This window comes from Streptomyces sp. NPDC127068 (assembly GCF_042724695.1).
Lineage (GTDB): Bacteria > Actinomycetota > Actinomycetes > Streptomycetales > Streptomycetaceae > Streptomyces.
Window position 1 is genome coordinate 129,466 of record NZ_JBHXEN010000010.1, and the last position, 25,443, is coordinate 154,908.

The window sequence follows — 25,443 nt, forward strand, 5'->3', positions numbered from 1 at the left end:
GCCGGACCCCCTTGTACCGACCGATCGTTCGGTTACTCTAGCTGTGTCCGCCCGTTCCTGCCCAGCTCGCCGGCCCCACCGGGACCCGGCCCGAGGAGGAGTTGGTCCATGTCCGCCGCACCCACCGCGCACCCGTTGATCGCCGCCCACCGACCCGTGCTGGACCGGGCCCTGGAAGCGATCGCCACCCGCGCGTACTGGTCCCCGCACCCCGAGCACCCCAAGGCGTACGGCGAGGACGGCAGCCTGGGCCCGCCGGAGGGCCGGGCGGCCTTCGACGCCGTCCTCGGCACCCGGCTCGACCTCGACCAGCCCGGCACCGACGACTGGGTGGGCGGCGAGACCTCGCCCTACGGCCCGGCGCTGGACGTCAGCTACCCCCACCCCGACCCGGACGTCCTCATCCCCGCGATGCGCAGCGCCCTGCCGGCCTGGCGGGCGGCCGGCCCCGAGCTGCGCGCCGCGGTCTGTCTGGAGGTCATCGCCCGGATCAACGCCCGCTCCCACGAGTTCGCGCACGCCGTCATGCACACCAGCGGGCAGGCGTTCCCGATGGCCTTCCAGGCGGGCGGCCCGCACGCCCAGGACCGCGGCCTCGAAGCGGTCGCCTACGCCTACGCCGAGCAGGTCCGCACCCCGGGTTCCGCCGAGTGGACCAAGCCCCAGGGCAAGCGGGAGCCGCTGACCCTCGCCAAGCGGTTCACCCCGGTCGGCCGCGGGGTCGCCCTGGTGATCGGCTGCAACACCTTCCCCACCTGGAACGGCTATCCGGGCCTGTTCGCCTCGCTCGCCACGGGCAACGCCGTCCTCGTCAAACCCCATCCGCGCGCGGTGCTGCCGCTGGCGCTCACCGTGCAGGTGGCCCGTGCGGTCCTCGCCGACGCGGGCTTCGACCCGAACCTCGTCGCGCTCGCCGCCGAACGCCCCGGCGAGGGCCTGGCGAAGACCCTGGCCCTGCGCCCCGAGGTCAGGATCATCGACTACACGGGGTCCACGGAGTTCGGCGACTGGCTGGAGGCCCACGCCCGGCAGGCCCAGGTGTACACGGAGAAGGCGGGCGTCAACACGGTCGTCATCGACTCCACCGACGACTACCGGGGGATGCTGTCCAACCTGGCCTTCTCGCTGTCCCTGTACAGCGGCCAGATGTGCACCACCCCGCAGAACCTGCTGATCCCCCGCGGGGGCATCGGCACCGACGCGGGCCACAAGACCTATGCGGAGGTGGTGGCCGACCTGTCGGCCGCCGTCGACGGCCTCCTCGGCGACGACGCCCGGGCCAACGCCCTGCTGGGGGCCCTGGTCAACCCGGCGGTACGGGCCCGCCTCGAAGCCGCCCCGGAGCTGGGCGAGGTGGCCCTCGCCTCCCGGGCGCTCACCCATCCCGAGTACCCGGACGCCGTGGTCCGCACCCCGAGCATCGTCACGCTGGACGGTGGCAAGCCGGACGACGGGGCCGCGTACCTCAGCGAGTGCTTCGGCCCGGTGTCCTTCGTCGTGGCCACGGACTCGACGGCCGCCTCCCTGGAACTGCTCCGCCGCACCGTGCGCGAGCAGGGCGCGATGACGGTCGGGGCGTACACCACCTCGCCGGAGGTGGCCCGGGACGTCGAGGAGGTCTGCCTGGAGGAATCCGCACAGCTCTCGCTCAACCTCACCGGCGGGGTGTACGTCAACCAGACGGCCGCCTTCTCCGACTTCCACGGTTCGGGCGGCAACCCCGCGGCGAACGCGGCCCTGTGCGACGGGGCGTTCGTGGCCAACCGCTTCCGGGTGGTGGAGGTGCGGGGCACGGTCTGACGCCTCCCGCTGCCCCTCCCGGCGGGTGCTCAGGGGCCGGCCGGGGCTCCCCGCCGGGCCGACCAGTGGAACAACGTCATGGCCACGCTGGTCGCGAGGTTGTAGCTGGAGACCCGCGGGTTCATCGGGAGCGACAGCAAGCGGTCGGCCCGGGCCCGCAACGGGGCGGACAGCCCGCTGCGTTCGGAGCCGAAGGCGAGGACGGCGTCGTCCGGCAGGACGACGCCGTGGATGTCCTCCCCCTCGGCGTCCAACGCGAAGAGGGGCCCCTCGGGCAGGTCGGCGACCTCGTCCACGCGCTCCACGGCGGTGGCGAAGTGGAGCCCGGCGCCGCCGCGCACCACCGTGGGGTGCCAGGGGTCCAGGGTGCCCGTGGTGACCACCCCGGTCGCCCCGAAACCCGCGGCGAGCCGGATCACGGCCCCGGCGTTGCCGAGGTTGCGCGGCTGGTCGAGCACGATGACGGGGGTGGTGCGGGGCCGCCGGGCCAGGGCGGCGAGGTTGCGGTCCCGGGCCGGGCGCACCGCCAGCGCGGCCACGCCGGTGGGGTGGAGCCGGGGCACCAAGGCGCGCAGGCCCTCCTCGGGCACCTCCACCAGGAGCGCGTCGAGCGGCGCGACCACATCGGGCGCCAGTTCGTCCGCGAGGGCGAGCACCGCGCCCCGGTCGGCGGCCAGGACGAGCGGCACCCGCGCCTCGAAGCGCAGGGCGTGCTTCACGGCGTGGAACCCGTCGAGCAGTACGGCACCGTCGGCGAGCCCCCGCCAGGCGCTCACCGCCCGGTCGGCGTCGCCGGTGTGCTGGGCTCCCGTCGGGTTCATGCCGGTCAGCCTACGTGCGCCCGGGGCGGAGCCCAGCGGCCCGGCCCCGGGCGGACGACGACCACCGCGGGCGCCTCCCGGCTACCGCGGGCCCCGCACGGGCGGCGCGCCGTCCCCGGGCAGGTCCTTGCCGAGGCGCACGGGCCCGTCCCCGCCGACCCCCACGGGCTCCGCCGGTACGGGACGCCCCGCCTCCCCGGCCCGCTGCCCCGGCACGGCAACCGGTACGGGGCCGGGTCCGGGTTCGGCCTCGGCACCGGGTGTGCCGTCGCGGCCCCGCGACCCCGGCGCCTTGCCCCGGCGGAACACCCCGAGCACCCGCTCCCACAGCCGGGTCACCGCGCGGCCGAGCCTCCGCAGGAACGAGGTCGGCAGGAAGACGGCGTCCGCGGCGATCATGGCGAGGGAGAAGAACGGCAGCCCCAGGGTCACCGCGATCACCGAGTGCTCCATGATCATGACCGCGAGCAGGACGTTCTTCACCTTGCGGTTGAACAGCGTGAACGGGAAGGCGACCTGCACGATGACCGTGCCGTAGGTGACCAGCATGACGAACGTGCCGGACTGCGTCATCAGGTCGGAGAGCGCCGGCCAGGGCGAGAAGTAGTCGAGGTGCAAGGGGTAGTAGACCGCCGTGCCGTCCTGCCAGCGCGAGCCCTGCACCTTGTACCAGCCGGCGGTGGCGTAGATCAGACAGGCCTCCGCCATGATCACGAACAGTCCGGCGTTGTGGACGACGTTGGCGAGGACGTCCAGCAGTCGGCGGTTCGGATTCAGACGGTCGGGACCCTTCCGGTCGAAGGCCCACCACAGGGCCAGCCCGAGCCACAGGCCCCAGAAGAAGATCAGCCAGACCCACCCGAGTTCGCCGCTGAACGTGAGAGCGGACAGTGCGACGCCCAGCACCCACCACAGGACCGGGCCCACCCGGTCCTCGCGGACCCGTTCGCCCCGGGCGAGCGCCGCGGACGACCGCCGCTCGCGACGGGCGTCCAGGGACCACACCTGCCCGCAGCGGGTGAGCACCAGGTAGAGCGCCATCAGATGGATGACGTTGTCCCCGCCGTCCCCTATGAAGACGCTGCGGTTCTGGAGCGACAACACGCCGATCATGAACAGCACGGACATGGTGCGGGTGCGCCAGCCCAGCAGCAACAGCGCACTGGACAGCACGGCGAGCCCGTAGACGAGCTCGAACCAGAGGTCCCCGTCGAACCACATCAGGGCCGTGAACGCACCGTTGTCGGCGGTCCAGTCCTGGGCCATGCTCCAGCTCCACGGCCCGTCGGGTCCGTACAGCTGGTGGCGGTGCGGGAGTTCCCACAGCAGGTACAGCAGCCAGGTGAGCGAGAACCCGATCCGGACGATCGCCGTCTGATGGGGGCCGAGGGCGCTGCCCGTGACCCGGTCGATGCCGCGCGCGAGCGCGCTACCGGTCCCGCTCACGGGGTCTCCTCCGTACGGTCGGACCGCGCCCGGGTGTCGCCCGCAGCGTCCAACGGCCTGTCGTCCTCGGTCACCGACCACCAGGGCAACTGCCGGTAGTTCGGGTTCAGATCGACGGTCTCACCGCTCCACGGCGGTGGTGCGACGTTGGTGGTGGCGCCGCGCACCTGGATCCTTTCGACGGTGCCGCCCCGACCGTCGCGCTCCTCGTCCTGGAGCCGTTCGAGCCGCATCACGACGATGCGGCGCACGTACTCCCCGGAAAGGGTGCCGCGCAGTCCGTTGGGCTGGTTCTGGGCGTCGTGCGAACCGACGAAGAAGTCCCAGGCCCGGCGCAGTTCGTTCTGCTCGGTGTGGCTGGGCAGCAGGTTGCCCTTGATGGCCTCGCCGTCGAGCGCGGAGAGGTCGACCCAGTCGGTGGTACGACGCTGACCGTCCTCGTCACGCACTTGCGCGCGGGCGTGCACGGCCACGTTCTGCTGCAACGGGTTCGGGGCGAACAGCTTCCAATTCTGTTCGAACTCGGGGTAGATCCACGCGTCGATGGCGTCGGCGTACTGCTTGGTCATCGTGTTCGACGGCGCGACGTGCAGGAACGACAGCCCGAGGTGCGCGGCGACGGCGAGGGCGGCCAGCGCGAGGGCGAGCGCGGCGGTGAGCTGCTGCCCCAGGGGCAGCCCCGCTATCCCCGCCCGCGGTCCCGCGGGCGGGTTCCCGGCAGGTGGTCCGCCACCCTGCGGCTCCCCGTCCTCGGCCGGTGGGTTCCCGGCGGGTGCGCCCTTGACGCGTACATCCCCGGACGGCGGACCGGCCGCCGACGGCAGGCCCCGGACGAGCGGCCACCCGGTCGAAGGGTCCCCGGCCGGCGCACCAGCGGCCGACCCGTCCCCGGACGGCCTACCGGAAACCGGCGCGCCCGCGGCCGGCAGGTCCCCCGTCGACTCATCCCCGGCCGGCGGACCGGAGACCGACTTGCCCGCGGCCTGAGGACGCACGGACGGCGCAACAACGGCCGACGCGTCCTCGGACGGCGTACCGGAAACCCGTGCGCCTGCGGCCGGCAGGTTGCCCTTCGACTCGTGGCCGGACAGGGGGTCCCCGGCCGCCGACCCGTCCCCGGCCGAAGGGTCCCCGGCCGGAGGACCAGCGGCCGGCGGGTCCGCGGCCGACGCGTCCCCGGACGGCAGCTCCCGAACCGAAGGGGTCACGGACGACGCGTCCCCGGCCGACGGGGTCACAGGTGGTGCGTCCGCGGCCGGCGGGCCGTCGACCGCCGTACCCGCGGCGGGCAGGTCCTCGACCAGCGGATTCCCGGCCGACGGGTCCGTACCCGGCACCTCCGCGGCGGGTGGCCCGGCGGACACGTCCTCCCCCCGCGGCTCCGCGGGGACCGCCCCCGCCGCACCCGGTGGACCGGCGACCGGCGGGCCCCCAGCGCCTGGTGGGCCCTGAGCCGCCGACGGCCCGGGAGCCGGCGGCGCAGCAGCACCGTCGCCCCCCGCCGCCCCGGCGCCCCGCACCCCGTTGTCGTACGCGTCCATACCGCCCCGCTCCCCACTCCCTGTCCGAACTGCCGCGCCGCCCCGCGCCTCCGCACCGGAACGGTACTCAGGGCCGCCCGCCCGGCACAGCGTCATGGAGTTATCCACAGGGTTGACACCCTACGGGCTGGGTCTCACCATGGACGTAACGGACCGAACGATCGGTCGGCTCAGGAGGGGTGGGCATGACGACAGCAGCGGCACGACGGACGCCCGGCGGGGAGCCCACGGGCGTCCGGGCCGACGCGGAGCGCACCGCCCTGTACGAAGCGGCCTTCGACGCCACGGTGGCCGCGGACGAGCGGATCGAACCGCGGGACTGGATGCCGGACGCCTATCGCGCCACCCTGGTCCGCCAGATCGCCCAGCACGCCCACTCCGAGATCATCGGCATGCAACCGGAGGCGAACTGGATCACCCGCGCCCCCTCCCTGCGCCGCAAGGCGATCCTGATGGCCAAGGTGCAGGACGAGGCCGGGCACGGCCTGTACCTCTACGGCGCGGCGGAAACCCTCGGCGCCAGCCGCGACGACCTGCTCGACAAGCTCCACTCGGGCCGGCAGAAGTACTCCTCGATCTTCAACTACCCCACCCTGACCTGGGCCGACGTCGGTGCCATCGGCTGGCTCGTGGACGGCGCCGCGATCACCAACCAGGTCCCGCTGTGCCGCTGCTCCTACGGCCCCTACGCCCGGGCGATGGTCCGGGTCTGCAAGGAGGAGTCCTTCCACCAGCGCCAGGGGTACGAACTGCTGCTCGCCCTCAGCCGGGGCACCGAGGCGCAGCACGCGATGGCCCAGGACGCGGTGGACCGCTGGTGGTGGCCGTCGCTGATGATGTTCGGCCCGCCGGACGACGAGTCGACGCACTCGGCGCAGTCCATGGCGTGGAAGATCAAGCGCCACTCCAACGACGAACTGCGCCAGCGCTTCGTGGACATCTGCGTGCCCCAGGCCGAGTCGCTGGGCCTGACGCTGCCCGACCCCGACCTGCGGTGGAACGAGGAGCGGGGCCGGCACGACCACGGCGCGATCGACTGGCAGGAGTTCCGCGAGGTCCTGAAGGGCAACGGCCCCTGCAACGAGGAGCGGATCACCCGGCGCCGCCGGGCCCACGAGGAGGGCGCCTGGGTCAGGGAAGCGGCGGCGGCCCACGCCCACAAGCGGCGCACCGGCGCGGACGGAAGGGCGACGGCATGAACGACCCGACGGACTGGCCCCTGTGGGAGGTCTTCGTACGGTCCCGGCGCGGGCTGTCCCACACCCATGCCGGCAGCCTGCACGCCCCGGACGCGGAGCTGGCCCTGCGCAACGCGCGCGACCTCTACACCCGGCGCGGCGAAGGGGTCTCCCTCTGGGTGGTGCCCTCCACCGCGATCACCGCTTCCTCCCCGGACGAGAAGGACCCGTTCTTCGCGCCCTCGGCCGACAAGCCCTACCGGCACCCGACCTTCTACGAGATCCCGGAAGGGGTGCAGCACCTGTGACGCCCCCCGTCCCGCACGCCCCGGGCAGCACCCCGGCACCGGCCGCCACCGCGCTGGCCCTGGGTGACGACGCCCTGGTCCTCTCCCACCGCCTCGGCGAATGGGCCGGCAACGCCCCCGTGCTGGAGGAGGAGGTGGCCCTCGCGAACATCGCCCTGGACCTCCTCGGTCAGGCCCGGGTCCTGCTGTCGATGGTCGGCGACGAGGACGAGTTGGCGTACCTGCGCGAGGAACGGGCCTTCCGCAACCTCCAGTTGGTCGAGCAGCCGAACGGCGACTTCGCCCACACCGTCGTGCGGCAGCTGTACTTCTCGACGTACCAACGGCTGCTCTACGGCGCGCTGGCCGACGGGTCGACGGAGTTCGCACCACTGGCGGCGAAGGCCGTGAAGGAGGTGGCGTACCACCAGGACCACGCCGAGCAGTGGACCCTGCGCCTGGGCGACGGCACCGAGGAGAGCCACCGCCGCATGCGGCGGGCGACCACCGCACTGTGGCGGTACACCGGGGAGATGTTCGCGCCGCTGCCCGGCCTCGACCTCGACGGGGCCGCGCTGCGGACCGCCTGGCGGGAATCGGTGGGCGCCGTCCTGCGCGCGGCCACGCTCGATCTGCCCGAGGGCCCGTCCTCGGGCGCCTGGAGCGCGGGCGGCGGACGGCAGGGCGTGCACACCGAACCCTTCGGACGGATGCTGGCCGAGATGCAGCACCTGCACCGCAGCCACCCGGGGGCGTCATGGTGAGGGCGGCCGGCGGCGCCCGGAGCCCCGCGGCCGGTGCGGACACCGCACTGGAGGAACGGCTGCGGCTCGTCGCCGGCGCGGTGCCCGACCCCGAACTGCCCGTGCTCACCCTCACCGAGCTGGGCGTACTGCGCGCGGTGCGGCTGCTCGGCCCGGGCCGCGTCGAGGTCGACCTCACCCCCACGTACACCGGCTGCCCCGCCGTGGAAGCGATGGCGGCCGACATCGAACGGGCCCTGCACGAACACGGCGTCCCCGAGGTCACCGTCCGGTCCGTGCTGGCCCCCGCCTGGAGCACCGACGACATCACCGACGAGGGCCGCCGCAAGCTCGCCGCGTTCGGCATCGCCCCACCGCGCACCCACCCCGCCGCGGGCCCCGTGACGGTGGCGCTGGGCCCCACCCGCACGACGTCCGCGCGCCCCGACCCGCACCCGACCGGCCTCGCCCCCGTGGCCTGCCCCCGCTGCGGCTCCCCCGACACCGAACTGCTCAGCCGGTTCTCGTCCACGGCGTGCAAGGCACTGCGCCGCTGCCGTGCCTGCGCGGAGCCCTTCGACCACTTCAAGGAACTGTGATGGCCCGCTTCCACCCGCTCCGGGTCGCCGCGGTCGACCGGCTCACCGACGACTCGGTGGCCCTCACCCTCGCCGTTCCCCCGGAGCTGCGCACCGCCTACCGGCACGCCCCCGGTCAACACCTGGCGCTGCGCCGCGTCGTCAACGGCACCGAGGTGCGCCGTACGTACTCCATCTGTTCGCCGGCCCCCGGTCCGACGGGCCCGCGGACGCTACGGGTGGGCGTGCGCCTGGTCGACGGCGGCGCCTTCTCGACGTACGCGCTGGAGGAGGTCGCGGTCGGCGACGAGCTGGAGGCGATGACCCCGGCGGGCCGCTTCACCCTGGAGCCCGCCCCCGGGCAGTACGCGGCGGTCGTCGCCGGCAGCGGCATCACCCCGGTGCTGTCCATCGCCCACACGCTGCTCGCCCGGGAACCCGAGGCCCGGTTCTGTCTGCTGCGGGGCGACCGGACGACCGCGTCGACGATGTTCCTGGACGAGGTGGCGGACCTCAAGGACCGTTACCCGGACCGGTTCCAGCTGGTGACGGCGCTGTCCCGGGAGGAACGGCGCACCGGGCTTCCGGCCGGCCGGCTCGACCGCGAGCGGCTGACCGCGCTGTTGCCCGCACTGCTGCCGGTGGAGCGGGTGGCGGGCTGGTTCCTGTGCGGGCCGCTGGGGCTGGTGGAGGGCGCCGAGCGGGCGCTGCGCGACCTCGGTGTGGAACGGCAGCGCATCCACGAGGAGGTGTTCCACGTGGACGCCGCACCGCCCGCGTCCACCACCGCACCGCCCGCGCACAGCAAGGTCACCGCGCATCTGGACGGGCGGGCCGGGAGCTGGCCGGCCCGCGGGGGCGAGACGCTGCTCGACACGGTCCTGCGCAACCGCCCCGACGCCCCCTACGCCTGCAAGGGCGGGGTGTGCGGCACCTGCCGGGCGTTCCTGGTCTCCGGCGAGGTCACCATGGACCGCAACTTCGCGCTGGAGCCGGAAGAGACGGGCGCCGGGTTCGTCCTGGCCTGCCAGTCCCGTCCGGTGACGGAGGAAGTGGAGCTGGACTTCGACCGCTGAGACCTCGACGGACGGGACGTGTCAGACCACGGTGCCCGGCTGACCCTGCGGGGTGACCACGGGACGGCCCACGGCCTCCCAGAACTGCATGCCGCCCTCGACGTTCACCGCGTCCAGTCCCTGGTTCACCAGGTACGCCGTGACCTGGGCCGAGCGTCCGCCCGAACGACAGATGACGTGCACCCGACCGTCTTGCGGAGCGGCCTCGGTCAGCTCCCCGTAACGGGCGACGAACTCGCTCATCGGGATGTGCAGGGCTCCGTGCGCGTGCCCCGCCTCCCACTCGTCGGCCTCACGGACGTCCAGCAGGAAGTCACCGTCCGCGAGGTCGGGGACACCGACCGTGGGCACACCAGATCCGAAATGCATGCCCATGACGCTACCCGACCCGCCGCCGGCCGGGCGTCGGCCCGGGCCGGGGGCTCAGTCCCGGGGTTCGGCCGGCGGTTCCGGCACGGGGTGGGAACCCTGGTGGGGCTGGGTCCGGGACCGGTGCTTCGGCAGGTCCGCGGGGTCCACACCGGGTACCGGGATCGTCCTTTCCGAGATGGCCGCCGCATCGAGTCCGCGCTCGGCGAGCTGGGCCACCAGCTCCGCCAGTTCGCCCTCCCGCTGGCTGACCTGGGCGAGCAGTTGCTCGGCGATCTCGTCCAGCAGGCCGTCCGGGTCGTCGGGGGCCATCCGCAGCATCGCGCCGATCGCGCCGTCCTCCAGTTCGCTGGCGACGACGGTCAGCAGTTCCTTGCGCTGGGACAGCCACTCCAGCCGGGCGTACAGCTCCTCGCTCCGGGTCGGCTGCCACTCGGGCGGCACGGGGCCGGCCGCCCACTCCTCGGCCAGCTCCCGCAGCAGGGCCTCGTCGCCCCGGGAGTAGGCCGTGTTGACCCGGGTGATGAACTCCTCGCGCCGCTGGCGTTCGGGCTCGTCCTGGGCGAGGTCGGGGTGCGCCTTGCGGGCCAGTTCCCGGAACAGCTTCCGGGCCCCCTCGCTGGGCCGGACCCGGTCCGGCGGACGCACCGGCTGCTCGGTGAGCATCGCCTCCGCCTCGGGGGACAGTCCGTCCCCGGACAGCCAGCCCTGGAACAGCTCCTCCACGGCGGGCATCGGCATCACCCGGGCCCATGCCTCGTCCGCGAGGCGACGGTCCTCGGCGGCACCGCTGAGGGTGGCCCGCGCCTCCGCGATCCGCGCGTCCAGTTCGTCGAGCCGCGTGTACATCGGGCCCAGCTTCTGGTGGTGCAGCCGGGAGAAGTTGTCGACCTCGATGCGGAACGTCTCGACCGCGATCTCGTACTCGATCAACGCCTGCTCGGCGACCCGCACGGCACGTTCCAGCCGCGCCTCGGGACGCGCGGCGACGGGCTCGGCAGGACCACCGGGCCCAGTGGGCTCGGTGGGCTCAGGGGCCTCGACAGGCTCAGCGCCCTCGGCTTCGGGACTCGTCACCCGACCACCCTAGGCCACCGGCCGCACCGCACGGCCGCCCTCGTCGCATCTCCCCGCCGGGCCCGGCCGGGCACCGGGGACGGCCGTCGGGTCACACGCCCGTCTCCGCGGCGATCCTGCCGCCCCGCACCGCCTTCACCAGCACCGCGTGGTCCGCCTCCGTACGGTCCGCGTAGGCGACCGCGAAGGCGGCCACCGCCGCGTCGAACTCGTCGTTCTTGCCGCAGTAGCCGGCCAGCACCCGGGGGTCGGCGCTGTGCGCATGGGCCCGGGCCAGCAGGGCGCCCGTCATGCGGCCGTAGTCGTCCAACTGGTCCGGGGCGAGGGCCGCGGGGTCGACACTGCCCTTGCGGTTGCGGAACTGGCGCACCTGGTAGGGGCGTTCGTCCACGGTGGTCCAGCCGAGGAGCATGTCGCTGACCACCTGCATGCGCTTCTGCCCCAACACCACCCGGCGACCCTCGTGCCCGGCGGGGGGCGCGGCGAACCCGGCGGTCACCAGGTGCGGGACGAGCGCGGAGGGGCGGGCCTCCTTGACCTGGAGGACCAGCGGCTCCCCCCGGTGGTCCAGGAGCAGCACGACGTACGAGCGGGTGCCGACGCTGCCGGTGCCGACGACCCGGAACGCCACGTCCTGGATGCTGTACCGGGCGAGCAGCGGCACCCGGTCCTCGGCGACGGTGTCCACGTACTGCGCGAGGGAGGCAGCGACGGCCGCCGCCTCGGCGTCCGGGACCCGGCGCAGCACGGGCGGGGCGTCGACGAACTGCCGGCCGCCGCCCCGTACGGCTTCCGTCGCCTTCGCGGCGAACCGGCCGCTGGTGTTGTTGCGGGCCTTCTCGCCGACCTTGCGCAGGGTGCCGGCGAGGTCCTGGGCGTCGGCGTGGGAGACGAGTTCCTCGTCGGCGATGGCGTTCCAGGCGTCCAGCGCCGGGAGCCTCGCCAGCAGGCGCATCGTCCGCCGGTAGGCGCCGACCGCGTCGAAGGCGGCCCGCCGGCAGGTGTCGTCCTTGGCGCCCGTCTCCCGGCCGGCCAGGACGAGGGAGGTGGCGAGCCGCTTGAGGTCCCACTCCCAGGGGCCGTGCACCGTCTCGTCGAAGTCGTTGAGGTCGATGACGAGTTCACCGCGGGCGTCCCCGTACAGACCGAAGTTCGCCGCGTGCGCGTCACCGCAGAGCTGGGCGCCGACTCCGGTCGCGGGGGTGCGCGCGAGGTCGTACGCCATGAGTCCGGCGGCTCCGCGCAGGAACGCGAACGGGCTCGCGGCCATCCTGCCGACCCGGATCGGGGCCAGCTCCGGCAGCCGGCCCGCGCTGGACTCCTCGACCGCGGCGACCGCGTCGGGGCGCCCGGCGTCGAGCTCCAGACGGGCGTGCGCACCGCGGGGAACACGGGTGCGCAGCGCCTTGCCGGCGTCCTTCACGGAGGCGTTCGGCGCGTCCTGCCCGGCGGGCCCTGCCGCGCCGGGGAACGCGTCGGCGAACCCCCGCACCCTCGGCAGCCGCACGGACCGCGGCACGCCCGGCGCGGCCTCCGCGGCGAGCGCGCCGTCCACCGTGAACCGCGGACCCGCACCCACCCCCGTACCCGTCCCGTCGGTGTCGCCCCCGGGCACCGCGCCCGCCCCGGACCGCACTGCCACCAGATCCTCAGCCACTACGTCCCCCTCCTGCACCGCTTCGCACCGGCGTGCCCCACGCACACCGATGGGCCGAAACGGTACCCGTCCTCCGCGCGGCTCAGCGCTGGTCTTCGGGCACGATCTGCTCCCGACACGCCTGGGCCTTCTCGGGCAGATAGGTCTCGGCCCACAGTCCGAGCGCGGCGAGCGCGGGTTTGAGGGCGGTTCCGGACTCCGTCAGCCGGTACGCCACGCGTAGCGGGGGGCCCTCCACGACCTCCCGCAGGACGAGGCCCTCGCCGGCCAGTTCGCTGAGCCGGTCCGACAGCATCCGTTCGCTGATCCCGGGGATCGCCCGGCGCAGTTCGGAGAAGTGGACGGGGCCGTCCAGGAGCACGGCGATGATCAGCCCGGTCCAGCGCTTCCCCAGCAGGCCGAACACCCGGGTCATCCCGCCGTCCACCGTGGCGCACGTTCCGGGACCGTGGCGCACGACGCGTCCGGCACCGCCGTCCGTGTCGCGGGGTGTCGCCGCGGGACGCGTGGAGACGTCCGTCACGTCCGTCCCGCCCGTCACGTCCGTCGCCACGTCCATTGCGTTGCTCTCCGGGGCCGCCATGCCGTCCAGGGTACTGCCCGCCACCTCGGGGGATGAAAAAAAGTAAGTAGCTGTGTTACTAATAGCTGCGAAAGGAAGAGCAGTCCTCAGCACCCCCGTGCGGCATCCGGCGCCGTGTGCCCCACGGGTACCGGCAGGCTGCCCGTCACCCGATTTGGAGACCTGAATGGCCACCCTCCTGCACCTGGATTCGTCCCTCTTCCCGTCCGCGGGATCGACCTCGCGCACCGTGACCGGCGCCTTCCGCGAGGCCTGGGAGGCACAGCACCCGAACAGCTCGGTCGTCTACCGCGACCTGGCCGCGACCCCCGTGCCGCACCTCGACGTGGTCGCCGCCTCCGCCGGGTTCGCCGACCCGTCGACGCACTCCGCCGAGCAGGTCACCGCGTTCGCCGGCCGGATCGCCCTGGTGGAGGAGCTGGAGGCCGCGGACGCCGTGCTGATCGGCGCCCCCATGTACAACTTCTCGATCCCCTCGACCCTCAAGGCGTGGCTCGACCAGGTGATCCTCCCGGGACGCACCGCGGGCCCCGAGTCGACGCTGAAGGGCAAGCACGTCACGGTCGTCGCCAGCCGCGGCGGCTCGTACGCCCCGGGCACCCCCCGGGAGCCCTTCGAGTACGTGCAGAACTACCTGGGCGCCGTGCTGACCGAGATGCTCTCGCTGGAGGTCGACTTCATCGTCCCGGAGCTGACGCTGGCGCGTTCCAACCCGGCCATGTCCGAGCTGATCCCGCTCGCCGACGCCTCCCGCGAGCGGGCGCTGGAGGAGGCGGACCTCAAGGCGAAGTCCCTCGCCGACCGACTCGTCACGTCCGCCGCGTGACGCACTGACGGTCAGGGACGGTCCGGTGCGCTGACGCACGGACAGCAGAACGCCGGTGGGGTACGGAGCGGTCGCTCCGTACCCCACCGGCGTTTCCGTCCGGGTCAGTGGCTGTGTCCGTCACCTTCGGGCTTCGCGGGCTGCTCGGTACCGGCCGTGCCGGCCGGCTCCCCGGCGCCGCCGGCCCGCACCGTGAACGCGGCCGTGCGCACCTCGCCCTCGTGCTGGAAGTCGAGGAACAGCCGGTACGTCCCCGCGCTGGGCGCCGTGGCGGTGAACGACACCTCCGGGCCCGGCTTCGTCACCCCGTCGCCGGGCTCGCCGTTCGGGTGGACGTGCAGGTAGGCGAGGTCACCGGCGCGCAGCGCCACCAGGTGGCCGTACGACCCCAGGTAGGGCTGGAGGTCGGTGACGTCCCGACCGCCCTTGCTGACCTTCAGCCGCAGCTCCTCGGCGGACCCCGGCCGCAACCCGCCCGCCAGGGTGACCGTGTAACCGTCCACGGTGGTCGTCCGGGAGGGTGCGGGCGCCTCGCCGGGCCGGTACGCGCCCGAGACCGCGAGGTCCCGGCCGAGGGTCAGGTTCCCGGTCTTGCCGTCGCCGGGCGTGAAGTCCGCGAAGAGCCGGTAGTCCCCGGCCGCGGGCAGCTTCACCGGCGTGCTCCAGGTGCCGTCGGCGGCCCGTTCGGGGTGCAGGTGCCGGTACGTGTTCAGATCGCGCGAGGCGAGGATGAGGTGGAGCTCCTTGCCGTGGTCCCGCGCGAAGGAGGTGAGCGCCCCGCCCTTCCCGTCCCGGATCACGAACGCCAGGTCGGTCTCGCGCCCGGCGGCGATCCGCGGGGTCTTCAGCTCGAAGGCGTACCCCTTCTCGGAGACCTGGAGCCCCCCGGGCCGCGCCTCCGCGTCCCCCGCCCCACCGGTACCGGACCCGCCGGACCCGCCGGCTTCCACGGTGGACGACCCGTGCTTGCTGTGGGACGCGGGCTCGGGATTCACCGGGTCGATGCCGGTGCCCACCCCGAAGGCCGTGCCGAAGGCCGCCGCCAGCACTGCGGCGTATGCGGTGATCCTCACTGCGGTGTTCATTGGCTACTGCTCCTCGTGGCGTCGACGGGCGTGGGCGCCTAGCCGCTGCCCCACCCCTGCAATCTATACCCCTAGGGGGTATATTTCCACTCCCGGGGAAACCTTGCCTTCGATAGGGGGTGGGGGTATACATGGACTCGACGCAGATACCCCCACAGGGTATCTTGGAAAGCATCAGACAGCCCTCCGCCCAGGGCCGACTACCGAGGAGCAGTGATGAGCAGCACGCTCGCCCCGACCGAACAGGTCGAGCTGGCCATCGGCGGCATGACCTGCGCCTCGTGCGCCGCCCGCATCGAGAAGAAGCTCAACCGGATGGAGGGCGTCGAGGCGACCGTCAACTACGCCACCGAGAAGGCCAAGGTCACCTACTCCGGCGCGGTCGACGTCGAGGCCCTGATCGCCACGGTCGAAGCGACCGGCTACACGGCCGCACCGCCCCCGCCGCCCGCCGCAGCGGGCAGCCCGGGCACCGCCCGGAGCGCGACGGACGCGGAGGACGACGAACTGCGCCCGCTGCGCCAGCGCCTGGTGACCGCGGTCCTGCTGTCCGTCCCGGTCATCGCGATGGCGATGGTCCCCGCCTTCCAGTTCGAGTACTGGCAGTGGCTGTCGCTGACGCTGGCCGCCCCGGTCGTCGTCTACGCCGCCTGGCCCTTCCACCGGGCCGCCTGGACCAACGCCAAGCACGGCGCCGCCACCATGGACACGCTGATCTCGGTGGGCACCATCGCCGCCCTGCTCTGGTCCCTGTGGGCGCTGTTCTTCGGCACCGCCGGCCAACCGGGCATGACGCACCCCTTCGAGCTGACGATCGCCCGCGGTGACGGCGCGGCCAACATCTACCTGGAGACCGCGGCCGGAGTGACCGCGTTCATCCTGGCCGGACGCTTCTTCGAGGCCCGCTCCAAGCGCAAGGCGGGCGCGGCCCTGCGGTCCCTGATGGAGCTGGGCGCCAAGGAGGTCACCGTCCTGCGCGACGGCCGCGAGGAGCTGATCCCCACCGACCAGCTCGCGGTCGGCGACCGGTTCCTGGTCCGTCCCGGCGAGAAGATCGCCACCGACGGCACCGTGGTGGAGGGCGCCTCCGCGGTGGACGCGTCCATGCTGACCGGCGAGTCCGTCCCGGTCGAGGTCAAGGTCGGCGACGCGGTCGCCGGCGCCACGCTCAACGCCGGCGGACGGCTGGTCGTCGAGGCCACCCGGGTCGGCTCCGACACCCAGCTCGCCCGGATCGCCCAGCTCGTCGAGGACGCGCAGAACGGCAAGGCCGCGGCGCAGCGCCTCGCGGACCGCATCTCGGCCGTGTTCGTCCCCGTGGTCATCGCCCTCGCCCTGGGCACGCTCGGCTTCTGGCTCGGCAACGGCGCCGGCATGACGGCCGCGTTCACGGCGGCGGTCGCCGTACTGATCATCGCCTGCCCGTGCGCCCTGGGCCTGGCCACCCCGACCGCGCTGATGGTCGGCACCGGCCGGGGAGCCCAGCTCGGCATCCTCATCAAGGGCCCCGAGGTCCTGGAGACCACCCGCAAGGTCGACACGATCGTCCTGGACAAGACCGGAACGGTCACCACCGGCCGGATGACCCTGCTGCGCACCCACACCGCCGAGGGCCAGGACGAGACCGAGGTGCTGCGCCTGGCGGGCGCCCTGGAGCACTCCTCCGAGCACCCCATCGCCCGGGCCGTCGCCACCGGCGCCGAGGAGAAGGCCGGGCCGCTGCCGGTCCCCGAGGACTTCGCCAACGTGCCCGGCCTGGGCGTCCAGGGCATCGTCGAGGGCCACGCGGTCCTGGTCGGTCGCGAACGGCTGCTCGCCGAGTGGGCGATGGAGCTCCCCGCGGACCTGAAGCGGGCCAAGGAGGAGGCCGAGGCCGCCGGACGGACCGCCATCGCGGTCGCCTGGGACGGTCAGGCCCGCGCGGTGCTGGAGGTCGCGGACGCGATCAAGGACACCAGCGCCGAGGCGGTGCGCCGCCTGCGCGCCCTGGGCCTGACGCCGATCCTGCTGACCGGTGACAACAAGGCGGTCGCCGAGTCGGTGGCCCGCGAGGTCGGCATCGACGAGGTCATCTCGGAGGTCATGCCGGAGGACAAGGTCGCCGTGGTCAAGCGTCTCCAGGGCGAGGGCCGTTCGGTGGCGATGGTCGGGGACGGCGTGAACGACGCCGCCGCGCTCGCCCAGGCCGATCTGGGTCTGGCGATGGGCACGGGCACCGACGCCGCGATCGAGGCCGGTGACCTGACCCTGGTCCGCGGGGACCTGCGGTCGGCGGCCGACGCGATCCGGCTGTCCCGAAAGACCCTCGGCACCATCAAGTCCAACCTGTTCTGGGCGTTCGCCTACAACGTGGGCGCCCTGCCGCTGGCCGCCGCGGGCCTGCTCAACCCGATGATCGCGGGCGCTGCGATGGCGTTCTCCTCGGTCTTCGTGGTCGGCAACAGCCTGCGTCTGCGGAGCTTCCGCGCCGCGAGCTGACCCAGCCGTCCCACCCCACCGAGGGCCCCCGTTCCGACCGGAACGGGGGCCCTCCGCATGCCCGCGGCCCCGCGCAACCCCCTCGCACCCGCCGGCCCCGCCCGACCGGCACCGCTACGAGCACCGCTCCCCGTAGCCCCTCCGACCGGCCCCCGCGAACCGTCCGCGCACCGTGCGGAACCGATGCCTCCCCCACCCTTCCGGAATACCTCGGGGGGGTATATTGTCAAAAGCCTCAGAGATACCCCCCTGGGGTACCTAACCGAGTGAAGGGGCAGACCCATGTCAACTGTCAACCCACGGCGCTGGTGGGCGCTTCTCGTGCTGGCCACCGCCCAGTTCATGGTGATCATGGACACCTCCATCATCGGAGTGGCGCTCCCCGAGATGCAGCGTGACCTGGGCTTCTCCCAGGGGGACCTCCAGTGGGTCTTCAACTCCTACGTCATCGCCTTCGGCGGTCTGCTCCTGCTGGGCGGACGCCTGTCCGACCTGCTGGGGGCCCGCCGGGTCTTCGTCTCCGGCTGGGTCGTCCTCATCGCCGGATCGGTGGTGGCCGCCGCGGCGAGCACCGCCTGGGTCGAGATCGTGGGCCGCGCGGTGCAGGGCGTCGGCGGTGCGCTGATCGCACCGGCGTCGATGACCCTGCTGATGATGCTCTTCGGCCACAACACCAAGGAGCTGGGCAAGGCACTCGCCCTCTACGGCGCGGCGGCCCCGGCCGGCGGCACCGCCGGAGTGTTCCTCGGCGGCGTCTTCACCGAGTGGGCCAGCTGGCCCTGGATCTTCATCATCTACGTCCCGATCGGCATCGCGACCCTGCTCGCCACCGGCATCCTGCCCTCCGTCGCCGGCCGCCGCGGCTCGGTGGACGTCCTCGGCGCGGTGTTCGTCACCGCGGGCCTGGCGCTCGCCGTCTTCGCGATCGTCCGCGCCCCCGAGGTGGGTTGGGGCTCGACGGAGACCGTCCTGGAGCTGATCGGCGCCGCCGCGCTCCTGGCCCTCTTCCTCCTGGTGCAGCGGTCCGTCCGGACGCCCCTGATGCCGCTGGGCGTCTGGCGCACCCCCGGCCTCGGCATCTCCAACCTGTCGATGGCACTGCTGGGCGCCGCCTGGATTCCCATGTGGTACTTCCTCAACCTGTACCTCCAGCAGGTCCTGGGTTACGGGGCGTTCGCCAGCGGGGCCGCGCTGCTGCCCATGACGGGTCTGCTGATGGTCTTCATGACGCTGATCACCGCACGGCTGCTGGGGCGCTTCGGGGCCAAGCCGCTGATCGTGAGCGGTCTGCTGGTCCTGGCCGGCGGCCTGCTGTGGCTGTCAGCCGTCGAGCCCACCGGCACCTTCCTGGTGGACGTGCTGCCCGCCTCGCTGGTCGCGGCGACGGGCATGTCGCTGGCCTACATCCCGGCGATGATGTCGGCGATCTCCGGGGTGCCGCAGGAGCAGGCCGGACTGGCCTCGGGCATCGTCAACACCACCTACCAGGTGGGCTCCGCCCTCGGACTGGCCGCGCTCACCGCGCTCGCCACCTCCCAGGGCGCGGGCGAACTGGGCAACCTGCCCGCGCTGACCGACGGCTTCAGCTCCGCGTTCCTGGGGGCCGCCGCCGTCGCCGCGGCCGGCGCCGCCCTCACCGCGCTGCTGATGCGCGGCCGGGGCACCGGGGCACCGGCGTCCACCGACGACTCCGCGGTCGGCCCGGAGGTGCGCACCGGCGTCTGAACCGCCCGGCGCGAGCGCGGGCACCGGGGGAGCCCCGGCGGTGACTCACCTCACCGCCGGGGCTCCCCCGTGCGCGCACCGCCGTGGACCGCCGTGGACCGCCGTCACGAAACGAGACCGAGAGAGGCGGTGAAGTCGTACATCTCGTCGTGGTAGACGGTGGCCGGGTCGTGGATGAAGGTGCGCAGATGGCCGTAGATCTCCAGGGCCAAGAGCCCGTGCATGCGGCCCCACACGCTGAGCGTCATCGCGACGCCGGCCGGTGGCAGGTCCGGAAAGTCCTCGCGGACGTGGGCCACCAGATCCGGGTGGAAGTCGGCCCAGTCGTAGGCACGACCCTCGGACCGACGCCCCCGGGCCGTCGGCCAGGCCGCGTCGACGAGGCCGAGCAGGGCGCTACAGGCGCGCCGTTCGGCTTGTTGGCCGGGGCCGTCGTCGGGCGGACGGTAACCGGGCACCGGGTCGCCGTAGATCAGTCGGAAGCCTTCGGGGTTGGCCAACGCCCACGCCCGCATGGCCTGGACCCAGGCCATGATCCGGGCGCCCGGATCGGATTCCGGCACCGCGTCGCGGGCGGCCTCGGCGGCATCGACCGCCGAGGTGTAGACGTCGCCGATGAGCGTCGTGATCAGGTCATCACGGGTGGCGAAGTAGCTGTAGATCGCACTGGCCGTCATGCCCATCTCCCGGGCGATCGCACGTAGGGAGATCGCGCTCGGTCCGCCGTCCGCCATGAGCTGCATGGCGATCGCCTTGATCTCGGCGCTGGTCTGGGCTCGCAGCCGGTCGCGACGGCTCGTCGTGGGGTCGCTCACGCTTGACAGTCTACAGAGTTGGTCTAATCTACGTCGTGCAACAACTAAACGCCGTTTAAGAATGAGACGCCATATAGGGCCGAGGGAATCCAGGGAGACCCTGCCCGGAAAAGGGTTGCCGCCCGCAACAGACGGGAGTCCACCGCCGGCGCAACAAGGCACGGCACCACCGGCCACGACTTCGTCGAGTTCTCCGGGGACCGCATCCGCCGCATCGTCGGCTTCTTCGCCCGAGGCACCCGGAGCACCCCTGAAACGCCGCCCGGAACGGCGGCCCCGCCCCACCCGTCGCGGCCCACGCCGCACGAGATGCACAGGAGCACACGTGTCCCCGCTTCCCGCCCCGCGACCGCCCGTCACCGTCATCGGCCTCGGACTGATGGGCCGTGCACTGGCCACGGCCTTCTTGACGAACGGTCACCCGACCACCGTCTGGAACCGCTCGGCAGCCAAGGCCGACGACCTCGTCGCCGGCGGCGCCACCCTCGCCGACTCGGTCCAGAGCGCGGTCGAGGCGAGCCCGCTCGTCGTCGTCTGCGTCTCGGACTACGACGCCGTGCACGCGTTGCTGGACCCGATCGGGCCCTCCTTGGCCGGCCGCACCCTCGTCAACCTGACCACGTCCGGTTCCGCCCGAGCACGTGAAGCCGCCCGGTGGGCGGCCGAGTTCGGCAGCACCTACCTCGACGGCGCGGTGCTCGCCCTCCCCCACGCCATCGGTACCGCCGACGCCGTGCTGTTGTACTCCGGCCCGCAGACCGCCTTCGCAGAGCACCGGTCCACCCTGACGGCACTCAGCGAGACCGGAACCGTCTACCTCGACGAGGACCACGGCCTGTCCGCCCTCTACGACATGTCGGTGCTGGGCATCATGTGGAGCGTGCTGAACGGCTTCCTCCAGGGCGCCGCACTGCTGGGCGCCGCGAACGTCAGGGCGACGACCTTCGCGCCCCTGGCCAGCACCGCGATCAAGGTGACGAGCGGCTACGTCGCCGCGTACGCACAGCAGATCGACGAGGGCGGGTACCCGGCCGACGACGCCACCCTCGCCGTCCACCAGGGCGGGATGGAGCACCTGCTCCAGGAGACCGAGGCGCTAGGCGTCAGTACCGAGCTGCCGAGCTTCTTCCTGAAGCTGGCCGCACGTGCGACGGCGGACGGCCGTGCCGACGACAGTTACGCAGCGATGATCGACCAGTTCCGCAAGCCCACCGTCTGACCCTCCGCACGACGGACCGGACGGGTCGTGGATCCGGAACCACGAGGACGCGCGCTCCGGATTCGCGGCCCGGCGGCGCAGGTGCCCGGACAAAGCAGAACGGTCGTCATCGTGATCACGATGACGACCGTTCCGTCGTTCTGCGGAGGCACCGTTCAACGGTGCTCCTGCTGTGCGCGAGGGGGGAGTTGAACCCCCACGCCCTTTCGGGCACTGGAACCTGAATCCAGCGCGTCTGCCTATTCCGCCACCCGCGCGTGGGTGTTGTCTCCGGCGCCTCACTGGTGGTGCGGCGCCTTCCGACATGCAGAAGATTAGCACGCTGGGGAGGGTGCGTTCACATCCATATATACGGCGCACCCCGACACCCCGCGCCCCCACCGCGCAACGCCCCCCACCTGCGAGGTCACCCTCCCGGGCAGCGCTGCGGAGCGTGCCCGCGCGGTCACCGGACGGGCTTCGCGGGGGCACGGAACGTCCCTGCGCGGGCACGGCCCCCGTACCCGACGCGCCGACCGCCCGCATGCACCGGCGCGCCCGCGGGGAACGTACAGGGCAGATCACCGAGGAACGCCATCGCCAAGGAACCCCGAGGAACACCGAAGGACATGGAACGCACCCCCGCACCCGAGCGTTCTTGGGGAGGGGAGGACGTCACACGGCACCGCCGCGGTCCCCACCCTGTCTCAACCTGGCACCAGGCGTACTCCGTCCCACCGGTATGGACCGGAGTGCTCGCCGTGTGCGGGACACTGACTCGGGGGCCCCTCTACGATCCCCCTGGGAACACGTTGTCGAGGGGCCATGGCACGGACACGGCGGGGAAGGGGTATCGGAAGGGGACCGGCGCGGGGCGACCGTTCACGGACGGATCACCGGCCCACCACGGGGCGGTGTTGTGAAGGTCGACACTCGTGGGCCTGCGAGAGCAGGGGGAACCAGCCGATCGACCGACGCGTGGATACGATCAGTAAGCAGTACCAGGACGACAGCGAAGGAGGAGGTGCCCCATGGGAGTCCTGAAGAAGTTCGAGCAGCGCCTCGAAGGTCTGGTCAACGGCACCTTCGCCAAGGTCTTCAAGTCCGAGGTCCAGCCCGTGGAGATCGCCGGCGCGCTCCAGCGCGAGTGCGACAACAACGCGACGATCTGGAACCGCGACCGGACCGTCGTCCCCAATGACTTCATCGTGGAACTGAGCACCCCGGACTACGAGCGCCTGAGTCCGTACTCGGGCCAGCTCGGCGACGAACTGTCCGGGATGGTCCGCGACTACGCCAAGCAGCAGCGGTACACCTTCATGGGACCGATCAAGGTCCACCTGGAGAAGGCCGAGGACCTCGACACCGGCCTGTACCGGGTGCGCAGCCGCACCCTCGCCTCCAGCACCTCCCAGGCCGGCGGCGGACCGGCCCCGGCGGCGCCGGCCCCGTCCGGCCGCCCCGGCGGCGGCCCTGGTGGCGGCCCTGGTGGCGGCCCCGGCGGTCCCGGCGGCGGGTACGGCTATCCGAACCAGCCCACCGGCGCCCCTCCCATGCCTTCCGCTCCCCCCGGCCGCCCCGGCGGCGGCGGACCGGAGCACCGCCCCGGCCCGCCGCCGGGAGCCCAGACGCGGCACTGGATCGAGGTCAACGGCACCCGCCACCAGATCTCCCGCTCGACGCTGGTGCTCGGCCGCAGCACCGAAGCCGACGTGCGGATCGACGACCCCGGCGTGTCCCGCCGGCACTGTGAGATCCGGACCGGAACGCCCTCGACGATCCAGGATCTCGGGTCCACCAACGGCATCGTGGTGGACGGGCAGCACACCACCCGCGCTACGCTCCGCGACGGCTCGCGGATCGTCGTGGGCAGCACCACCATCATTTATCGGCAAGCCGAAGGGTGAAGCGGGGGCAATGTCAGAGCTGACCCTGACGGTCATGCGGCTGGGTTTCCTGGCCGTTCTGTGGCTGTTCGTGATCGTGGCCGTCCAGGTCATCCGCAGCGACCTGTTCGGTACGCGCGTGACCCAGCGCGGTGCGCGCCGCGACAGCGGACGGGCCCAGCAGACCGCCCGCCAGGCCGCGCCTCCGCAACAGCGCGGCCAGCAGGGCGGCGGACGCCAGCGGCGCGGCGCCCCCACCAAGCTCGTCGTCTCCGAGGGCACCCTCACGGGCACCACGGTCGCCCTCCAGGGGCAGACGATCACGCTGGGCCGGGCCCACGACTCCACGATCGTGCTGGACGACGACTACGCCTCCAGCCGGCATGCCAGGATCTATCCCGACCGTGACGGCCAGTGGATCGTGGAGGACCTCGGGTCCACCAACGGCACCTATCTCGACCGGGCGCGGCTGACGACCCCGACCCCGGTTCCGCTGGGCTCGCCGATCCGCATCGGCAAGACCGTCATCGAGCTGCGGAAGTAGTACTACGTCATGAATGAGCGCCAGCGGAGCGAGCGGGCCGGAGCGGTACCGACGACGGCCACCGGTGGGCTCCCGACCGGAGGGTGGGCACGGTGCGGAGGTACCCGGAGCCGACGGGCGAGGTGCGCATGAGTCTGTCACTGCGCTTCGCCGCCGGATCGCACAAGGGGATGATCCGAGAGGGCAACGAGGACTCCGGTTACGCGGGTCCCCGGCTCCTCGCGATCGCCGACGGCATGGGCGGCCAGGCCGCCGGCGAGGTCGCCTCGTCCGAGGTGATCTCGACGCTGGTCACGCTCGACGACGACGTGCCCGGATCGGACATCCTCACCTCGCTCGGCACGGCCGTGCAGCGCGCCAACGACCAGCTCCGGATGATGGTCGAGGAGGACCCGCAGCTGGAGGGCATGGGCACCACGCTCACCGCCCTGCTGTGGACGGGGCAGCGCCTCGGTCTGGTGCACGTCGGCGACTCCCGGGCGTATCTGCTGCGGGACGGGGTCCTCACCCAGATCACCCAGGACCACACCTGGGTGCAACGGCTCGTGGACGAGGGCCGGATCACCGAGGAGGAAGCCACCACGCACCCGCAGCGTTCGCTGCTGATGCGCGCGCTCGGCAGCGGTGACCACGTCGAACCGGACCTGTCGATCCGTGAGGTCCGGGCCGGCGACCGGTACCTGATCTGCTCCGACGGGCTCTCCGGCGTCGTCTCCCACCAGACGATGGAGGAGACGCTCGCCAGCTACCAGGGCCCCCAGGAGACCGTGCAGGAGCTGATCCAGCTCGCCCTGCGCGGCGGCGGCCCCGACAACATCACCGTGATCGTCGCCGACGTCCTCGACATCGACAGCAACGACACCCTGGCCGTCAGCCTGTCCGACACCCCCGTCGTGGTCGGCGCGGTCGCCGAGAACCAGCACCAGCTCCACGAGGGCAGTGCGATGCAGACCCCGGCCGGCCGTGCCTCCGGCCTCGGGCGGCCGGTGCCCGGCCAGGGAGGCGGCCGGGGCGGCGAGTTCGGGCCCCCCGGCAGCGGCGACGGCTACGCACCGGACGGGGAGTTCGGCACGTACGCCGACGACGACCTCACCAAGAAGCGCGGCGGTCGCCGATGGCTGAAGACCTCGTTGTTCCTGGTCCTCGCGCTCGCCGTGACGGGCGGAGCGCTGTACGGCGGGTACCGCTGGACGCAGACGCAGTACTACGTCGGCACCAAGGGCCAGCACGTCGCGCTGTACCGGGGCATCAGCCAGGACCTCGCGTGGGTGAGCCTGTCGAAGGTCCAGAAGGACCACCCCGAGATCGAACTCAAGTACCTCCCGCCCTACCAGCGCAAGCAGGTGGAGGCGACGATCGCCGAGGGCGGTCTCGCCCAGGCGACCGACAAGATCAACGAACTCGCCACCCAGGCGTCCGCCTGCGAGAAGGACGCCGAGCGCCGCAGTGCCGAGCGCGCGAACGCGAAGCCCGGCGAGGGCGAGGCGGGCGGCACCACCGGCGCCCCGAAGGAGTCGGCCCCACCGGCCGCTCCCCGGCAGACCACCGCCCCGGAAGGGACCGGCGGGGGCGGGGCGCGGCCCGCGAGCATGAAGCAGGCCCCCACGCCGACGCCCGGTGCGAGCGAGAGCCGCAAGCCCAGTTCCACGCCCACACCCACACCCGGCCCCAGCTTCTCCGACGAGGAGCGGAAGCTGGTCTCGCTGTGCGGTAAGCAGTAAGCAGCCGTG

At 72.8% G+C, this 25,443-nt stretch carries 21 protein-coding genes, 1 tRNA gene and 1 pseudogene; 13 read left to right on the top strand and 10 right to left on the bottom strand.

Translation table 11 applies throughout. From position 1 onward, the window contains the following. Positions 1–108 precede the first annotated feature (108 nt). Positions 109–1,800 carry a phenylacetic acid degradation protein PaaN gene (gene paaN / locus ACFWIA_RS08885; RefSeq protein WP_387001860.1) on the top strand — a complete coding sequence of 564 codons (1,692 nt, stop codon included), beginning with the start codon at positions 109–111 and terminating at the stop codon, positions 1,798–1,800. A gap of 29 nt (positions 1,801–1,829) precedes the next feature. Here the strand turns inward: paaN and ACFWIA_RS08890 are convergent, their stop codons facing one another. From ACFWIA_RS08890 to ACFWIA_RS08900, 3 genes are all read right to left on the bottom strand, one after another. Beyond that, positions 1,830–2,621: a TrmH family RNA methyltransferase gene (locus ACFWIA_RS08890; protein ID WP_387001861.1), complete on the bottom strand. Its 792-nt coding sequence runs from the start codon at positions 2,619–2,621 to the stop codon at positions 1,830–1,832. Positions 2,622–2,702: 81 nt separating this feature from the next. Further along, the gene (locus tag ACFWIA_RS08895) at positions 2,703–4,067 is read right to left on the bottom strand and encodes an HTTM domain-containing protein (protein WP_387001863.1); all 1,365 of its coding nucleotides are present in this window, start codon (positions 4,065–4,067) and stop codon (positions 2,703–2,705) included. Then, positions 4,064–5,431 carry a DUF5819 family protein gene (locus ACFWIA_RS08900; protein ID WP_387001864.1) on the bottom strand — a complete coding sequence of 456 codons (1,368 nt, stop codon included), beginning with the start codon at positions 5,429–5,431 and terminating at the stop codon, positions 4,064–4,066. Before ACFWIA_RS08900 ends, ACFWIA_RS08895 begins: the two co-directional genes overlap by 4 nt. A 362-nt stretch (positions 5,432–5,793) precedes the next feature. On the opposite strand from ACFWIA_RS08900, the gene paaA reads away from it, so the two are divergent. From paaA to ACFWIA_RS08925, 5 genes are read left to right on the top strand one after another with little or no spacing between them, the layout of a single operon-like run. Then, positions 5,794–6,807 carry a 1,2-phenylacetyl-CoA epoxidase subunit PaaA gene (gene paaA / locus ACFWIA_RS08905; protein WP_387001866.1) on the top strand — a complete coding sequence of 338 codons (1,014 nt, stop codon included), beginning with the start codon at positions 5,794–5,796 and terminating at the stop codon, positions 6,805–6,807. Further along, positions 6,804–7,094: a 1,2-phenylacetyl-CoA epoxidase subunit PaaB gene (gene paaB / locus ACFWIA_RS08910; RefSeq protein WP_387001869.1), complete on the top strand. Its 291-nt coding sequence runs from the start codon at positions 6,804–6,806 to the stop codon at positions 7,092–7,094. Before paaA ends, paaB begins: the two co-directional genes overlap by 4 nt. Next, entirely contained in the window at positions 7,091–7,837 is a 747-nt protein-coding gene (paaC, locus tag ACFWIA_RS08915) for a 1,2-phenylacetyl-CoA epoxidase subunit PaaC (RefSeq protein ID WP_387001871.1), read from the top strand. The genes paaB and paaC overlap by 4 nt, the downstream gene beginning before the upstream one ends. Continuing rightward, on the top strand, positions 7,831–8,415 hold the full coding sequence (gene paaD, locus ACFWIA_RS08920) for a 1,2-phenylacetyl-CoA epoxidase subunit PaaD (RefSeq protein WP_387001874.1): 585 nt from the start codon (positions 7,831–7,833) through the stop codon (positions 8,413–8,415). Before paaC ends, paaD begins: the two co-directional genes overlap by 7 nt. Next, positions 8,415–9,470, top strand: coding sequence for a 2Fe-2S iron-sulfur cluster-binding protein (locus tag ACFWIA_RS08925; RefSeq protein ID WP_387001877.1), 1,056 nt, complete (start codon positions 8,415–8,417; stop codon positions 9,468–9,470). Before paaD ends, ACFWIA_RS08925 begins: the two co-directional genes overlap by 1 nt. Positions 9,471–9,491: 21 nt before the next feature. Here ACFWIA_RS08925 and ACFWIA_RS08930 read toward each other — a convergent pair whose 3' ends face one another. From ACFWIA_RS08930 to ACFWIA_RS08945, 4 genes and pseudogenes are all read right to left on the bottom strand, one after another. Beyond that, positions 9,492–9,821, bottom strand: a complete 330-nt coding sequence (locus tag ACFWIA_RS08930) for a rhodanese-like domain-containing protein (protein WP_387001911.1) — start codon at positions 9,819–9,821, stop codon at positions 9,492–9,494. Positions 9,822–10,049: 228 nt separating this feature from the next. Beyond that, positions 10,050–10,916 (bottom strand): annotated as a pseudogene (locus ACFWIA_RS08935) (hypothetical protein); the annotation flags it as partial. Between the two features lie 91 nt (positions 10,917–11,007). After that, entirely contained in the window at positions 11,008–12,471 is a 1,464-nt protein-coding gene (locus ACFWIA_RS08940; protein WP_387001913.1) for a DUF2252 domain-containing protein, read from the bottom strand. A 184-nt stretch (positions 12,472–12,655) separates the two neighbouring features. After that, entirely contained in the window at positions 12,656–12,988 is a 333-nt protein-coding gene (locus tag ACFWIA_RS08945; RefSeq protein ID WP_387001915.1) for a winged helix-turn-helix transcriptional regulator, read from the bottom strand. A gap of 334 nt (positions 12,989–13,322) precedes the next feature. On the opposite strand from ACFWIA_RS08945, the gene ACFWIA_RS08950 reads away from it, so the two are divergent. Beyond that, positions 13,323–13,982, top strand: coding sequence for an FMN-dependent NADH-azoreductase (locus ACFWIA_RS08950; RefSeq protein WP_387001879.1), 660 nt, complete (start codon positions 13,323–13,325; stop codon positions 13,980–13,982). Positions 13,983–14,086: 104 nt separating this feature from the next. On the opposite strand, the gene ACFWIA_RS08955 is transcribed toward ACFWIA_RS08950, so the two are convergent. Further along, entirely contained in the window at positions 14,087–15,067 is a 981-nt protein-coding gene (locus ACFWIA_RS08955) for a hypothetical protein (protein WP_387001880.1), read from the bottom strand. 216 nt (positions 15,068–15,283) lie between these two features. On the opposite strand from ACFWIA_RS08955, the gene ACFWIA_RS08960 reads away from it, so the two are divergent. Beyond that, positions 15,284–17,545 carry a heavy metal translocating P-type ATPase gene (locus ACFWIA_RS08960; protein WP_387001882.1) on the top strand — a complete coding sequence of 754 codons (2,262 nt, stop codon included), beginning with the start codon at positions 15,284–15,286 and terminating at the stop codon, positions 17,543–17,545. Between the two features lie 282 nt (positions 17,546–17,827). Continuing rightward, positions 17,828–19,270 (top strand): MFS transporter, encoded by a 1,443-nt coding sequence (locus tag ACFWIA_RS08965; protein ID WP_387001884.1) that lies wholly within the window; start codon positions 17,828–17,830, stop codon positions 19,268–19,270. A gap of 104 nt (positions 19,271–19,374) precedes the next feature. Here the strand turns inward: ACFWIA_RS08965 and ACFWIA_RS08970 are convergent, their stop codons facing one another. Beyond that, positions 19,375–20,085, bottom strand: coding sequence for a TetR/AcrR family transcriptional regulator (locus ACFWIA_RS08970; RefSeq protein ID WP_387001885.1), 711 nt, complete (start codon positions 20,083–20,085; stop codon positions 19,375–19,377). 325 nt (positions 20,086–20,410) lie between these two features. On the opposite strand from ACFWIA_RS08970, the gene ACFWIA_RS08975 reads away from it, so the two are divergent. Further along, positions 20,411–21,304, top strand: a complete 894-nt coding sequence (locus ACFWIA_RS08975) for an NAD(P)-dependent oxidoreductase (RefSeq protein WP_387001887.1) — start codon at positions 20,411–20,413, stop codon at positions 21,302–21,304. A gap of 173 nt (positions 21,305–21,477) precedes the next feature. Here ACFWIA_RS08975 and ACFWIA_RS08980 read toward each other — a convergent pair. Beyond that, positions 21,478–21,561, bottom strand: a tRNA-Leu gene (locus ACFWIA_RS08980). A gap of 753 nt (positions 21,562–22,314) precedes the next feature. Between ACFWIA_RS08980 and ACFWIA_RS08985 the strand changes: the two genes are divergently transcribed. From ACFWIA_RS08985 to ACFWIA_RS08995, 3 genes are all read left to right on the top strand, one after another. Then, positions 22,315–23,190 (top strand): FhaA domain-containing protein, encoded by an 876-nt coding sequence (locus ACFWIA_RS08985; protein ID WP_387001889.1) that lies wholly within the window; start codon positions 22,315–22,317, stop codon positions 23,188–23,190. 10 nt (positions 23,191–23,200) lie between these two features. Then, entirely contained in the window at positions 23,201–23,713 is a 513-nt protein-coding gene (locus tag ACFWIA_RS08990) for an FHA domain-containing protein (protein ID WP_385489205.1), read from the top strand. Between the two features lie 128 nt (positions 23,714–23,841). After that, positions 23,842–25,434 carry a Stp1/IreP family PP2C-type Ser/Thr phosphatase gene (locus ACFWIA_RS08995; RefSeq protein WP_387001891.1) on the top strand — a complete coding sequence of 531 codons (1,593 nt, stop codon included), beginning with the start codon at positions 23,842–23,844 and terminating at the stop codon, positions 25,432–25,434. Positions 25,435–25,443: the final 9 nt, after the last annotated feature.

Bases quoted from the DNA above. Each gene is read 5' to 3' on its own strand.
- paaN (WP_387001860.1), top strand. From the start codon at position 109: ATGTCCGCCGCACCCACCGCGCACCCGTTGATCGCCGCCCACCGACCC.
- paaA (WP_387001866.1), top strand. From the start codon at position 5,794: ATGACGACAGCAGCGGCACGACGGACGCCCGGCGGGGAGCCCACGGGC.
- ACFWIA_RS08960 (WP_387001882.1), top strand. From the start codon at position 15,284: ATGAGCAGCACGCTCGCCCCGACCGAACAGGTCGAGCTGGCCATCGGC.
- paaD (WP_387001874.1), top strand. From the start codon at position 7,831: ATGGTGAGGGCGGCCGGCGGCGCCCGGAGCCCCGCGGCCGGTGCGGAC.
- ACFWIA_RS08955 (WP_387001880.1), bottom strand. From the start codon at position 15,067: ATGAACACCGCAGTGAGGATCACCGCATACGCCGCAGTGCTGGCGGCG.
- ACFWIA_RS08990 (WP_385489205.1), top strand. From the start codon at position 23,201: ATGTCAGAGCTGACCCTGACGGTCATGCGGCTGGGTTTCCTGGCCGTT.
- paaB (WP_387001869.1), top strand. From the start codon at position 6,804: ATGAACGACCCGACGGACTGGCCCCTGTGGGAGGTCTTCGTACGGTCC.
- ACFWIA_RS08985 (WP_387001889.1), top strand. From the start codon at position 22,315: ATGGGAGTCCTGAAGAAGTTCGAGCAGCGCCTCGAAGGTCTGGTCAAC.
- ACFWIA_RS08950 (WP_387001879.1), top strand. From the start codon at position 13,323: ATGGCCACCCTCCTGCACCTGGATTCGTCCCTCTTCCCGTCCGCGGGA.
- ACFWIA_RS08995 (WP_387001891.1), top strand. From the start codon at position 23,842: ATGAGTCTGTCACTGCGCTTCGCCGCCGGATCGCACAAGGGGATGATC.
- ACFWIA_RS08925 (WP_387001877.1), top strand. From the start codon at position 8,415: ATGGCCCGCTTCCACCCGCTCCGGGTCGCCGCGGTCGACCGGCTCACC.
- ACFWIA_RS08890 (WP_387001861.1), bottom strand. From the start codon at position 2,621: ATGAACCCGACGGGAGCCCAGCACACCGGCGACGCCGACCGGGCGGTG.
- ACFWIA_RS08945 (WP_387001915.1), bottom strand. From the start codon at position 12,988: ATGACCCGGGTGTTCGGCCTGCTGGGGAAGCGCTGGACCGGGCTGATC.
- ACFWIA_RS08965 (WP_387001884.1), top strand. From the start codon at position 17,828: ATGTCAACTGTCAACCCACGGCGCTGGTGGGCGCTTCTCGTGCTGGCC.